This is a genomic window from Serratia sp. CY44782 (assembly GCF_052168715.1).
GTDB classification, from domain to species: domain Bacteria; phylum Pseudomonadota; class Gammaproteobacteria; order Enterobacterales; family Enterobacteriaceae; genus Serratia; species Serratia nevei.
In genome coordinates, this window is the sequence record NZ_JBJNME010000005.1 from 272,243 (window position 1) to 285,639 (window position 13,397).

11 protein-coding genes are annotated in these 13,397 nt (G+C 61.5%); 7 read left to right on the plus strand and 4 right to left on the minus strand.

The genetic code is table 11. From position 1 onward, the window contains the following. Positions 1–28 precede the first annotated feature (28 nt). Together ygjK and ygjJ are read right to left on the minus strand one after the other, a co-directional pair. Positions 29–2,404 carry an alpha-glucosidase gene (ygjK, locus tag ACJ8HT_RS11660; protein ID WP_197651974.1) on the minus strand — a complete coding sequence of 792 codons (2,376 nt, stop codon included), beginning with the start codon at positions 2,402–2,404 and terminating at the stop codon, positions 29–31. A 17-nt stretch (positions 2,405–2,421) separates the two neighbouring features. Beyond that, entirely contained in the window at positions 2,422–3,492 is a 1,071-nt protein-coding gene (ygjJ, locus tag ACJ8HT_RS11665; RefSeq protein WP_197651973.1) for a protein YgjJ, read from the minus strand. Between the two features lie 336 nt (positions 3,493–3,828). Between ygjJ and ebgR the strand changes: the two genes are divergently transcribed. From ebgR to ACJ8HT_RS11685, 4 genes are all read left to right on the plus strand, one after another. Beyond that, entirely contained in the window at positions 3,829–4,809 is a 981-nt protein-coding gene (ebgR, locus tag ACJ8HT_RS11670; RefSeq protein ID WP_049202529.1) for a transcriptional regulator EbgR, read from the plus strand. 170 nt (positions 4,810–4,979) lie between these two features. Next, positions 4,980–8,069 (plus strand): beta-galactosidase subunit alpha, encoded by a 3,090-nt coding sequence (gene ebgA, locus ACJ8HT_RS11675; protein ID WP_197651972.1) that lies wholly within the window; start codon positions 4,980–4,982, stop codon positions 8,067–8,069. Beyond that, a complete protein-coding gene (locus ACJ8HT_RS11680; protein WP_049202531.1) occupies positions 8,066–8,518 on the plus strand; it encodes a beta-galactosidase subunit beta in 453 nt (150 codons plus the stop codon). The genes ebgA and ACJ8HT_RS11680 overlap by 4 nt, the downstream gene beginning before the upstream one ends. Before the next feature lie 58 nt (positions 8,519–8,576). Beyond that, on the plus strand, positions 8,577–10,079 hold the full coding sequence (locus ACJ8HT_RS11685; RefSeq protein ID WP_194572397.1) for an amino acid permease: 1,503 nt from the start codon (positions 8,577–8,579) through the stop codon (positions 10,077–10,079). Between the two features lie 42 nt (positions 10,080–10,121). On the opposite strand, the gene ACJ8HT_RS11690 is transcribed toward ACJ8HT_RS11685, so the two are convergent. Then, the gene (locus tag ACJ8HT_RS11690) at positions 10,122–11,003 is read right to left on the minus strand and encodes an MBL fold metallo-hydrolase (RefSeq protein ID WP_195873635.1); all 882 of its coding nucleotides are present in this window, start codon (positions 11,001–11,003) and stop codon (positions 10,122–10,124) included. 234 nt (positions 11,004–11,237) lie between these two features. On the opposite strand from ACJ8HT_RS11690, the gene ACJ8HT_RS11695 reads away from it, so the two are divergent. Genes ACJ8HT_RS11695 through ACJ8HT_RS11705 form a run of 3 tightly spaced genes read left to right on the plus strand, consistent with a single transcriptional unit; the run spans position 11,238 to position 12,517 of the window. Further along, the gene (locus tag ACJ8HT_RS11695) at positions 11,238–11,552 is read left to right on the plus strand and encodes an ArsR/SmtB family transcription factor (RefSeq protein ID WP_047727753.1); all 315 of its coding nucleotides are present in this window, start codon (positions 11,238–11,240) and stop codon (positions 11,550–11,552) included. Next, complete coding sequence (locus ACJ8HT_RS11700; RefSeq protein ID WP_194570947.1) at positions 11,549–11,878, plus strand: SRPBCC family protein; 330 nt, start codon at positions 11,549–11,551, stop codon at positions 11,876–11,878. The genes ACJ8HT_RS11695 and ACJ8HT_RS11700 overlap by 4 nt, the downstream gene beginning before the upstream one ends. A 45-nt stretch (positions 11,879–11,923) precedes the next feature. Next, positions 11,924–12,517 (plus strand): ATP-dependent Clp protease proteolytic subunit, encoded by a 594-nt coding sequence (locus ACJ8HT_RS11705; RefSeq protein ID WP_197651971.1) that lies wholly within the window; start codon positions 11,924–11,926, stop codon positions 12,515–12,517. A gap of 6 nt (positions 12,518–12,523) precedes the next feature. Here the strand turns inward: ACJ8HT_RS11705 and ACJ8HT_RS11710 are convergent, their stop codons facing one another. Further along, entirely contained in the window at positions 12,524–13,390 is an 867-nt protein-coding gene (locus ACJ8HT_RS11710) for a hypothetical protein (RefSeq protein ID WP_060419394.1), read from the minus strand. Positions 13,391–13,397 lie beyond the last annotated feature (7 nt).

Below are 13,397 nucleotides of genomic sequence, written 5' to 3' on the forward strand. Positions count from 1 at the left end.
GGGCAACGATGGCGGTGGCCGCTGCGGCTTATTGCGTGAAGAAGTCGTTATACAGCATGTACAGGTGCGCCGCGCTCCAGGAGAAGTTCGGCGCGCCTTGCTGCTTGCCGGTGAGCGGGTTGTAGTTCTCGCGGATCGGCCCGTCGGCGACCAGGCCGTCGGCGTGGCGGAAGAAGGCCTGCGCCATCGCCACCGCATCGTCGCGATAGCCGTAGCGCTCCATGCTCTTGAGGCCGAAATACAGCTGATCGACCCACACGCGGCCGCGCCAGTAGATGTCCGCACCGAACGCCGGATTGGTCAGCGCCGCGGTGCCGAGCGGCACGTAGGTATTGAACTCGCGCGGATCCTTCATCACCCTGACCACCGCATCGGCGTGCGGTTGGCTGGCGGCGCCGTTGAACAGCGGCGACCAGCCTTCCGGCCCTTTGCCGCGTTCGACGATCGGTTTGCCGGCGCAGCCGTTGGCCAACGGCCGGCTTTCGATGCGGATGTCATAGAAGAAACCGCTCTGCTTGTCGAACATGCAGGTGTTGATGTAGGCCGCCAGCCGGTCGGCTTTGGCGCGGAAGGCAGCGGCCTCGGCACCGCGGCCCAGAATATCGGCCATCTCCGCCAGATAGCGGTTGTCGCTGTACATATAGCTGGCCTGATCCACCGACTCCTGCAGCAGCGAGTAGCCGAGCAGCGTACCGTCCGGCGCGCGGTTTTCGGCGAATTTTACCTGCCAGTCTTCGCGTTTGCCGCCCTGCGCCACGTAGCGCGCCAATTGATCCGGATCGATAAAGCCGAATACCGCCGCGTCGTCGCGGCCCGACTCCCAGGAGGCGGCGGTCTGCGCCGGGATCTCGATGCTGTCGTACTGCCCCTCGCGCACGATGCGATCGTAATTGTCGAGGCCGGCCAGCGTTTGCTCGCGCTGCCCGCGTTTGACGGTGAACAACATGCGCCCGTCGGGGGTATTGTGCGCTTTGTCGCGGGTGGCGCCGTACTCCGGCACGCCGTTGCCGTTGTGATCGCGGTTGCGCAGCCACCAGTCATGGTAGGCCACCAGCTTCGGGTACATCTCCGCCAGCCAGTCCTTATCGCCGGTGACGCGATACACCGCCATCACCGCCCAGGCCGCCAGGCTCGGCTTGGTGTTGCGCTCGTTCCAGTTGCTGCCGTTGCCGCCGCGCTCCGGGCTGGGGTTGTAGGCTATAAGGTCGGGCAGAAAACCGGCGTCCCACGGGCGCAGGGTGTCGCCCGGCCGGATCTGGAAGGCGAATACTGCGCGAATGTTGTCCTTGGCCACGTCCGGGTTGAAGTGCGCCATGGCGTAGGCCTGTTTCCAGGTGTCCCACGGCCAGGTTTGGTTGCCGGAGAACCAGCGCCCGGTCACCGACGGGGTGACCGAGTCGAACTTCATCGCCCCGGCTGCGCCGCGCCAGTTGCCGTTCAGCGTTTCCATCGCTTTGACCGCCACGCGGGTTTGTTCCGGCGTGGCGTGCGGGTTGCTGAGCCCAGTGGCGAGATAGCGTTCCCAGCGCTGGGCCGACGCGGCCATATAGCGCTGCGGGTGAGCGAGGATATCGGCGATAGCACGCTGTTCGCGCTGTGCCTCTTCGGCGGTGAGCAGGTGCGAGTAGGTGGTGTACAGGGTGGTGGAACCGGCGATGCGCGCCGTGGCGCGGAAGCGGTGGCCGTCGACGGTGGTGCGCTGCGGCAGCGATTTGTGGATCTGATACTCGGACTGGCCCGAGGTCATCAGCTGCGACGGCGCGCGCACCTTGCCGAAGGTGACGCGCAGGCCGTCAGCGGTCGGCACAATGCGGCGCGTGTAGTCCGGAAACGCCTGCTCGAGGGTCGCCGGCGGCTGCGGTTTTTGCTCTTTGGCCGCGTAGCGCTCCAGCAATTCACCGTCCCACACCAGCTCCAGCGGCGTGTCGGTCAGGATTTGGGTTTCCAGCAGCGAGGTGCGTGCGGCGGCGAAGCGCAGCGTCAGGTTGACGGTCACGCCCGGCGCGCTGAGCCGCTGCACCAGGGCGCCGGGCAGGCTGTAGGCCATCATGGTGAAATGCACCGGTTTACCGTCTCGATAGACGCTGAGCCGATCGAAATTGTTGGCCATAAAGTTGATGTACTCTTCGGTCAGCAGCGCCGGGCCGGGGAAACCGCCCATGCCTTCCGGTCCGCTCGGCAACAGGTGGCCGTGCCAGGCGCCGAGATCGAAGAACGGATTGAAGCGCTGGTGATCGTCGAAATCGTAATCGAGCATAAAGTGCGGCGCGCCGCGGCGGTCGATGACGTTTTTATAGCGCTCGGCCAACGGGGCGTCGGCGTCGGGCGTTTTCGGCGCACAGCCCGTCAGCGCCCATGCGAGGATGAGGGCGGTGGCCAGCGGGGTCAGGGGAGTCATGTTCATCGTAGGAGCCTCAACGGTTACCAATAGAAATATTGCATCAGAAACACCGAGTTGCTGGCACCGGTGCTGTCGTTGCGCATGAAGAATTTGCTGTCCAGCGCGGTGGCCAGTTTGCCGCCGGCGTATTCGTACCAGACGCCAAACTGGGCGTATGAGGTGGCGGTGTCCGCCGCGCTATCAAACCGGTGGCGGGCGTAGCTGTAGGCGCTGGAGAGATATAGCCCTTTGGCGGTTTCCGTCATCGCGCTGAGCATCAGGCCCGATTCGCTGCCGGGATGGCCGCCGCTGTCGCCTTTGCCGGTGTGGTGCCAGACGCGGCCGGCCAGGTGCTTGCCGCGCAGCCCCAGCAGAAACAGCTGCCCCAGCCCGTCGGTCACTTCCAGGCCGGTCAGCAGCGTCAGATTGTCCTGCAGGTCGTACTGGGTGTAGCCGTTGACCATCGCCCGGTAGGTATATTTGTCGGAATAGCGGTCGTATTTACCGAAGTGCAGCAGTGCCTTGCTCTCGTCGATGCGGCTTTCCGGGGCCGCCGTCACGCTGTAGCGAAAGCGCCCGGTCAGGTTTTGCAGTTTGGCGGCGTAGCTGAGATCGCGGGTGTTGGGGATCACGTAGCCATACTCCGGCGTGAAGTCGCCCCACCATTGCAAATCGTCGAGCGACGAATCGTTGCGCACGCTGAGCATCATCTCGGTGCCGTCGTCGGTGCGGTAACCGCCGTAAAAGCGGTTCAACCCCCCCTCGAAGCCGCCCCAGCTGTGGTCCGGCGTCCAGGCGTGGCCCTGGCTGTCCGCCTGCACGGTCCAGCCTTCGCCGTAAATCAGGCCGAACCAGTGGCCCCGTTTGATCTCCAGGCCACCTTCGATATAGGTGCCGTCGCTGTATTTATGCTGATGTTCGCCGTTCAAATAGACGCTGCCGCCGATGCCGAGCTCGCCGTAAAAACGCAGGGCGGTCGCGGTGCTATCGGGTAGCGGCGGCGGCGGGAGCTGATTGCGCTCCGCCGGGGTCACCGGTTCCTGCGCCGCCCAGGCGGGCGCATTAACGAGCAGCAACAAGGGCAACAGGGCGTGATGGCTTAGTGATTTCATGGGGCATAGCCTGGTGTTGGATGGATCGGAACGTCAGCCGAGCGGCGGCTCACGCGAGGTCGCTCCCGGCTCCCTGGGAGAAGAGAAAAAGTCCGCCCTCATGGGGCGGTAAACGGCAGGTATATTAGTAAAATATTTAGTAAAAAATACGCTTAAATCAGTAAAGCGTTAACTTGATCACAGCGGGCGAAATGGGTATCTTTCGCTGCAGGCGCCCGGCAACGGCTGGCATGAGCGTGCGCTGGCCCGGTCTGGGAAGGAGAGGAGGCGGGCGGCGCTGTACGTCGTGGCGCTATCCGATTAAGCTACCGTTTTTCGTCTGTGCATTGGGACTCTATGGCCACACTGAAGGAAATTGCTGAAGCCGCTAATGTGTCCGTCGCCACCGTTTCGCGCGTGTTGAATGACGACCCCACCCTGAGCGTGAAGGCGCAAACCCGCCAGAAGATCCTGGAAGCGGCGGAGCGCCTCGAATACAAGGTCGCGCCTTCCAAACGGCAAAGCGGGCAACGCCTGCATTTCGCCGCGCTGTTCACCTATACGCAGGGCGTGGAGATCAACGATCCCTATTACCTGGCGATGCGCTACGGCATCGAAACGCAGTGCGAAAAGCTGGGCGTGGCGCTGAGCGCCGGATATGACTTCAACGGCGACAAGGCACTGCCGGCGGCCGACGGCCTGCTGGTGATCGGCCGGCCACAGCCCGCGCTGTATGAGCAGCTCAGGCAGCAGGAAACGCCGGTCGTATTCATCGACGGCGTGGTGGAGGATGAGCGGTTCGACTGCGTCAATGTCGACCTGTACAAGATCAGCCGCAAGGTGATCGACTACTTCATCGGCCGCGGCTATCAGCGCATCGGCTTTATCGGCGGGCGCGACGATCCGGCCGGCATCGACCAGCGCGAGCAGGCTTTCGTCGAGTATGGCCGGCAGCAAAACGTGGTGCGAGCGCAGGACATTTACCACGGTGATTTCAGCAGCCAGTCGGGCTACCAGTGCGCCAAAGCGATGTTGCAGAGCAAGAATGGCTATCCGCCGGCGCTGCTGGTGGCGACCGATTCGATCGCGATCGGCGTGCTGCGCGCGCTGCACGAACACGGCATTCAGGTACCGGGGCAGATCGCGCTGATCAGCGTCAACGACATTCCCACCGCCCGCTTTATTTTCCCCGCCTTGTCCACGGTGCGCATCCCTTCGGAAACCATGGGCGCACAGGCCGTCAACCTGCTGGCGGAGCGGCTGCGCGATGAGCGCGCCGTCCCGCTATCGATCTTCGTTCCCAGCTCGCTGCAGCTGCGCGACACCACCGTCGCCTGACCGGCCCCCGCCTCGGCGGGGCGTTGCGTTGGCGCCCAAAATTAACGTCATGATAAAAAAAGGCATTTGAGATTTATTGTGATCCTGTCGTCATTTGGTAAATATCAACTGTAGTTTTTACTAAATATTTACTATCGTTTCCGCATTGCACAGGTGTCGGGAGACGTGACGTGAATAATTGGGAAAACATTGAAAAACAGTCGGAGCACCGGTTGGCGCCGCGCGCGAGCTTCTTCAGCTACGCGGACGCCGGGCAGGCGCTGAGCTTCGATCGCAACGCCAGCCGGCGCTTCCAGCTGCTGAGCGGCCGCTGGCGTTTTCGCTTCTTCGAGCACCCGGCGCAGGTGCCGGCGGCGTTTTACCGGGAGCCGATGAACGACTGGGGCGATATGGCGGTGCCGGGCATGTGGCAGCTGGAAGGGCACGGCCATCTGCAGTACACCGACGAGGGCTTCCCGTTCCCGATCGACGTGCCTTACGTGCCGACCAACAACCCCACCGGAGCCTATCAGCGCCCCTTTACGCTCGACGCCGGCTGGCAAGATCAGCAGGTGCTGATCAAATTCGACGGCGTGGAAACCTACTTCGAGGTGTACGTTAACGGCGACTATGTCGGCTTCAGCAAGGGCAGCCGGCTGTGCGCCGAGTTCGACATCAGCCCCTATGTGCGGCAGGGTGAGAACCTGCTGTCGGTGCGGGTGATGCAGTGGGCCGATTCCACCTACATCGAAGATCAGGACATGTGGTGGATGGCCGGCATCTTCCGCGATGTCTATCTGATCGGCCAGAGCGCCACTCACCTTCACGACCTGACACTGGTCACCACCTTTGATGAGCGCTATTGCGACGCGCAGTTGGCGATCGATGCCGAGCTGCGCCATCTCGGTGTGCAGGCCGCCGAGGGCTGCCGCCTGCAGGCGCAGCTGTTCGACGGCGATTGCTGCGTGGCGGAGCAGTGGCGCGACGATCTGCGCATCGAGCAGGCGCTGAGCTGCCGTTTCGAACTGCCGGTTAGCCGACCGCAGCAGTGGAATGCGGAAAATCCCTATCTGTATCAGCTGTTGCTCAGCCTGTATGACGGCGCCGGCAACCTGCTGGGCGTGGTGCCGCAGCGGGTGGGTTTCCGCGAAATCGCGGTGCGCGACGGGCTGATGTACGTCAACGGGCGCTACCTCAAGCTGCACGGCGTCAACCGCCACGATCACGATCACCGCAAAGGGCGCGCCGTCGATATGGCGCGGGTGGAGCGCGACATCGTGCTGATGAAGCAGCACAACATCAACTCGGTGCGCACCGCCCATTACCCCAACGATCCGCGCTTTTACGAGCTGTGCGATCTCTATGGCCTGTTCGTGATGGCGGAGACCGATTTGGAAAGCCACGGCTTCGCCAACGTCGGCGATCTGAGCCGCATCACCGACGATCCGCGCTGGGAGCAGGCCTACGTCGAGCGCATCGAGCGCCACGTGGCGGCGCAGAAAAACCACCCGTCGATCATCATCTGGTCGCTGGGCAACGAGTCCGGCTACGGCTGCAACATTCGCGCCATGGCCCGGCGCTGCAAAGCGCTCGATCCGACCCGTCTGATCCACTATGAAGAAGATCGCGACGCCGAAGTGACCGACGTGATCAGCACCATGTATTCCCGCGTGGCGATGATGAACGCCTTCGGCGAATACCCGCACCCCAAACCGCGCATCCTGTGCGAGTACGCCCACGCGATGGGCAATGGCCCCGGCGGGCTGTTCGAATACCAGTCGGTGTTCAACCGTCACGCCAGTTTGCAGGGGCACTACATCTGGGAGTGGTGCGATCACGGGCTGCTGAGCCACGACGAGCAGGGGCGCGAGCGCTACCAGTACGGCGGTGATTACGGCGACTACCCGAACAACTACAACTTCTGCATGGACGGCCTGATTTACCCAGACCAGCGCCCCGGCCCCGGCCTGCGGGAATACCAGCAGGTGCTGTGCCCGGTGGAGGTGACGGCGGAAGAGGGTGCGGGTGACGTGCTGCGGGTGAAAAACCGCTATTGGTTCAGTTCGCTGGCGGACATCACGCTGAAGGTCAGCGTCAAGACCGACGGCCGCCAGGTGGCAAGTTACGAATTCAAGCTGCCGCATCTGCAGCCGGGCGAGAGCGAAGACATGCATCTGCCGGTGTTGGCGCTGGGGCAGGGGGAAACGCTGATCGACGTAGCGGTGCATAAAGACAGCGCCACCCGCTACAGCGAGAGCGGCCAGCGGCTGGGGCATTACCAGCATCTGCGCCAGGCGGCGACGCGGCTACCGGCTCCACCGCTGGCCGATGCGCCGGCGCTGCAATGCCGCGAGGAACATCATCAGCTGCTCGTCAGCGGCGGCCGGTTCCAGCTGGTGTTCTCGCTGCTGAGCGGCGAACTGCTGTCGTGGCGGGTAGACGATGAAGAAATGGTGGGGCGCGCGCCGCGCATCACCTTCTTCAAACCGGTGATCGATAACCATAAACAGGAATATGAGGGGATTTGGCTGCCGCAACATTTCCCCATCATGCAGCAGCACTTCCGCCGCCTCAGCCGGCAATGGCAGGGCGAAGATCTGCTGCTCGAGGTGCACAGCCTGATTGCGCCGCCGGTGTTCGACTTCGGCATGCGCTGCACCTACCGCTGGCGCATCTCCCCGCAGGGCTACGTCAGCCTGGATCTGTCCGGTGAGCCTTATGGCGATTTCCGGCAGATTATCCCGAAAATCGGTCTCGATTTCGGCATCAGTCGCCGCTTCGAGCAGGTGGAATACTACGGCCGCGGGCCGGGCGAGAACTACCGCGACAGCTGCCGGGCCAACCTCATCGGCCGCTACCGGCAGCGCGCCGAGGCGCTGTTCGAACACTATCCGTTTCCGCAGGACAACGGCAACCGGCAGGACGTGCGCTGGCTGAGCCTGCAGGACGCGGCGGGCAAGGGGATCTTCATCCAACCGCGGCGGCCGATCAACTTCAGCCTGTGGCCTTACAGCGCCGAGATGCTGCACCAGGCCCAACACATCAACGAGTTGGAGCCGAGCGACTGCCTGACGCTGAACCTGGACGACCAGATCCTCGGCCTCGGCTCCAACTCCTGGGGCTCCGAAGTGCTGGATACCCACCGGGTCTATCTGGCGCCGTTCAGCTACGGCTTCACGCTGGTGCCGTTCGACGGGCGGCAAACGCAGGGCGCCGCGCTCGCCGATTATGACTTCGCGCCCGCTCACCACCACCCGCAGTCTGCGGAGGAAAACGCATGATCATTCTCGAATCCCTGGCGGAGTTCCAGCGCATTTATCACAGCGGCAAGAAGTGGCTGCGCTGCATGGAAGCGATCGCCAATGTCGATCGCATCAGCCCAAACGTGTGCCATTCGATCGGCGACTCGCTGACGTATCGGCTGAGCGTCGGCGCCGGCCGCCAGCACGGCTGGTTGGAGGGCAACCGCCGTTACTTCGACGTGCACTATTACCTCGACGGGGAAGAAACCGTCGAGGTTGCCGACAAACGGGCGCTGACGACGGTGGCGCCCTATCAGGATGAAACCGACCGCGAGTTTTTCAGCGGCGAAGGCGAGAGGCGCCGGGTCGGCAAAGGCAACGTGGTGATCTTCGAAAACCACCAGGCTCACCGCTTCGCAGAAAGCGGCAAGGTAAAAAAAGTCATTTTAAAAGTGACGGTGGAAGACAGCTATTTCGTCAATAAATAGCGCGCTCGCCGATCGATAACAACAAACCGAAGTCCCCTACACCATTCGGAGAATCTCTATGGCTGCGTCGAACAGAAACACCATCGGCAAGTTTGGCCTGCTGTCGATGACGTTTGCGGCAGTGTTCAGTTTCAACAACGTGATTAACAACAATATTCAGCTCGGCATCGCCTCGTCGCCGGTGTTCCTGGTGGCGACGATCATTTACTTCATTCCCTTTTGTCTGATCATCGCCGAGTTCGTCTCGCTCAACCGCAACTCCGAGGCCGGCGTTTATGCCTGGGTGAAAAGCGCGCTCGGCGGGCGCTGGGCGTTTATCACCGCCTACACCTATTGGTTCGTGAACCTGTTCTTTTTCACCGCGCTGCTGCCGCGCGTCATCGCCTACGCTTCTTACGCGTTTTTAGGCTATGACTACGTGTTTACCCCGCTGACCACGGCGATCATCAGCATCTTCCTGTTCGCCTTCTCGACCTACATCTCCAACAGCGGCGCAAAACTGCTGGGGCCGATGACCTCCGTCACTTCATCGCTGATGCTGCTGCTGACGTTTTCCTACATCGTTCTGGCGGGCGCGGCGGTGCTGGGCGGCATTGAGCCGGCCGATCCGATCAACGTGCAGGCGATGACGCCGAACTTCAACTGGGCGTTCCTCGGCATTACCGCCTGGATCTTCCAGGCGGCGGGCGGGGCGGAGTCCGTGGCGGTGTACGTGAACGATGTGAAAGGCGGCAGCCGCGCCTTCGTGAAGGTGATCATCGTTTCCGGGCTGTTCATCGGCGTGCTGTATTCGGTGTCTTCGCTGCTGATTAACGTATTCGTGCACCGCACCGATCTGCACTTTACCGGCGGTACGGTACAGGTGTTCGAAGGGCTGTCGGCGCACTTCGGCCTGCCGACGGTGCTGATGAACCGCTTTGTCGGCATTGTTTCCTTCACCGCCATGTTCGGTTCTCTGCTGATGTGGACGGCGGCGCCGGTGAAGATTTTCTTCACCGAGATCCCGAAGGGCATTTTCGGCGAGAAAACTATTCGCCTGAACCGGCACGGCGTGCCGACGCGCGCGGCCTGGATCCAGTTCTTCATCGTCATCCCGCTGATGCTGATACCGACGCTGGGTTCCAGCAGCGTGCAGGACTTGATGAACACGCTGATCAACATGACCGCCGCCGCCTCGATGCTGCCACCGCTGTTCATCATGTTGGCCTACCTGAATCTGCGGCTGAAGTACGACCGGGTGGCGCGCGATTTCAAAATGGGCTCGCGCCTGCAGGGCATCGCCATTGTCAGCGTGCTGATCGCCATCTTCACCGTTGGTTTCTTTGCCTCGACGTTCCCGACCGGCGCCAGCATCATGACCATCGTGTTCTATAACGTCGGTGGGTTGGTGGTGTTCCTGGGATACGCCTGGTGGAAGTACAACCGCTACTCGAAGACCCTGAACGCCGAGGCGCGCTACCACGAAGACATGCCGCTGGCGCGCCTCGCGCTGGAAGCGCAGGAGGGGACCGAGGCCACTGCGTTTGCGCCGCCGCAGCCGCTTGGCGGCAAAGGGGGATAAATGTCAAAGGCGCTCCCACGGGATAGTCGGGGAGCGCCAGTTTTAAAGCGTCACCTCGTCCAGATCGTTGGCAATAATTATCCGGCCCTTAAAGTCCTGGCTCACTTCCTGCCGCAGTTGTTCAATCATGCCGTTATCATCGCGCGGACGGTGATGCGTGAGCACCAAGGTGCCGACATTACAGGCGGCGGCTATCTTGCCGACGGTATCGCCGCACGCCAGAGTATGGCGGGCCAGTTTGCGGAAGTGTTCGTTGGTGATTTCTTCGTTGGCCAGGTAACAGCATTGCACCAGTACGTCGGCATCCTGGGCCAATCGGCGCAGGCCCGCACAGTCCACCGTATCGCCGCTGATAGCGATCGTCTTACCCTGTGTCTCTACGCGATAGCCATAACAGATCCAACGCTTGAGAAAGGCGCGCGAGACATCCAAGCCGTGTCCGTGTATGACCGATTCGGCATAGACCTGCCAGTTTTCCGTTTCGGCCACTAACCCGGTCGCGACGTCGTGGACCTTGATCTCTGACCAACCGCCGTGAGTGGGTTCGCCATCGGAGCGCCATTCGATATCTTTATCATATACCTGTGTCAGCAAGGCATTCATGATGCGCTTGGTATCCGGCGGGCCGTAGAAGGTGATGGCGTGACGGCGACCGTGGATCCAGGTGCTGAGCACTACGTCATACAGATCGCCGATATGATCGAAGTGATGGTGAGTGATAAATACGTCTTTCAACGACTCTAGCGCAACCCCGGCCCGGACCATTTGCACGGTAACGCCTCGGCCGACATCAAACAGCAGTGTTTCATCACCTATCTTGACGATGGCCGCTGGCCCCGCCCGCTGCGGATCCGGACGTGGGCCACCGGTGCCTAGCAGTTGTACGCTAACCGGTAATGTGCAGGCCTGTTTTTTTTCAGTCATTATCGCTCCTTGACAGTTTTCAGAAAGAGGGCACTCAGCAGTGGTTGTTTGAAAATGATACAGCTGTGCTGGGGTGTCAATACTTGTATATACAAATTCGCAACATTTTAGCAACGCCGAGGTACTGCTCACTTATTGACTTCACCAAGGGAGTGGACAGCCGGCCTGCAGTTTTTACCGCATGCGCAACGCCGAAAACTTGCGCAATAAATAAGTAGGTACTAATGTTTTTACATGAATGAAAATGACATCTTCAAAGCGTTGGCCGATCCGACCCGCCGCACCATCTTCGACAAACTCGCCGCCGGCAGCATGAACGCCAGCGCGCTGCGCGAAGGGCTGCCCATCAGCCAGTCGGCAATGTCGCAACACCTGGCGGTGCTGCGCAATGCCGGGCTGGTGCGCGAGGCGAAGCAGGGGCGCTGCGTCAATTATCAGGTTGACCCGGACGGGCTGGCGCAGATCGCCCAGTGGCTGGCGAAGTATCGCGCCTGGTGGCCGGCGCGCATCGACGCGCTGCAAACCTTACTGAAGGACATGGATCAATGAACAAACGGGCTGAGCAGCCGCCGCACGATCGGCTGGTGTTGGAATATTCGCTCGATGCGCCGCCGGAAAAAGTGTGGCGGGCGCTCAGCATTCCCGAGCTGCGCGAGCAGTGGCTGCCGACGGGCGACCTGGCGCAGGCCGAGCCGCTGGCCACCACGCCGGGCGAGGCGGTGAGCTACCGCCTGCGTGACGACCAACCGCCGTTCCGCGAAAGCGTGGTGACGCTGCAGATTGTGCCGGATGCCGGCGGCGGCAGCCTGCTGCGGATTATTCACCAGCTTGACGCCGCCAACGACGGCCCGACGACGATGATGCGCGCCGCCTGACGCGTTAAACACACTTCCCTTTGTTGCCAACCCAGGAGTTCACCGATGCGTGAGAAGATGATGCTCGTCCCGATGGTGGTGGAACAGACCAGCCGGGGAGAACGCTCCTTTGATATTTATTCGCGCCTGCTGCGCGATCGGATCGTGTTCCTCAACGGCGAAGTCAACGACGACGTGGCTGAAATGCTGTGCGCCCAGCTGCTGTTTCTGGAGGCAGAAAACCCGGAAAAACCGGTCCACCTGTACATCAACTCGCCGGGCGGGGCGATCACCAGCGGGCTGGCGATTTACGACACCATGCAGTATCTGCGTGCGCCGGTTCATACCCTGTGCATGGGTACCGCGCGTTCGATGGGTTCGTTCCTGCTGATGGCCGGCGAACCGGGGCACCGAATGGCTCTGCCGAACGCCAGCCTGCACGTGCACCAGCCGCTGGGCGGCTTTCAGGGGCAGGCCTCCGACATCTTGATCCACGCCGAAGAGATGAAGCGCACCAAAGAGCGAGTGATTCGGCTGTACGCCCAACATTGTGGCCTGAGTGATGAGGCGGTGGAGCAGGCGCTGGATCGCGATCGTTTCATGACCGCCGACGAAGCGGCGGCCTGGGGGCTGATCGATAAGGTGCTGCGGGAGCGGTAAAACGGCTCAGCGAGGCTCGGCGGCCTGCGGCGTGTGCCAAACCCGTTCAAGCCCGAATTCGACCATCGCGAAATAGAGGCTGAAATAGCGCTCTGCCATGATAAAGAACGAGCTGTTGAGTTCGATCACTACGTTATTGGTGGTGGTCAGCAGGCCCGATTTTTCCGCCGCCTGCAGGATGCGATTGACGTGCGCGCGTGAGACGGAGCACGACTTGGCGATTTTCGCCGAGGAGAGCAGCAGAAAGGGGGAGTCCTGCCGGATGCTTTCGATATGCAGCATCAGTAGCACCATGTGGCCGGCGTCCTTGCTGATAAACAGCCCGGATTGCGGCACCAGATCGATCAGGTAGATCTCCTTGAGCATCAGCTGCCCGTAGGCGGCGAAAAAGGTGGGCAGAAAGTCGGGCGCCGCCAGCAGCGCCGCGATGGGCATCTGTGGCGCCAGCGCCTGATAGGGCCGCGCCATGGAGGCGATCAGCGCCTGGGTTTCCGCCAGCGCGTGCGGCGTAGGCTTATAGCGCAGCTGGCGTTTGTCATGTTCGCAGGGTTTGACCTCCAGCCGGCGGCCGACCCGCAGAAAGAACAGAAAGGAGTCCAGGGAGTTCTCGCTGATCATGTTCTTTCCTTTAAAAAAGGCTTTGATGTCTTTCAGCCCGGCGGCGGGCTGGTGGTAGTAAATGGACAGGATGGTGGAACAAATGATGAACCGGCTGTTCCTGAAGATGATTTTGTAAAACAGCGGATGTTTCTTGTAGGTCTCTTTCAACAACTCCCCGTGTTTGACGATGGCGGCGTGAAATCCCGGTGACTGCCTGATGTTGTTGGCCTGTTTCTCCAGGTGAAACTGTAGCTGGAATCTGCTTAGACTCATTTTTCCC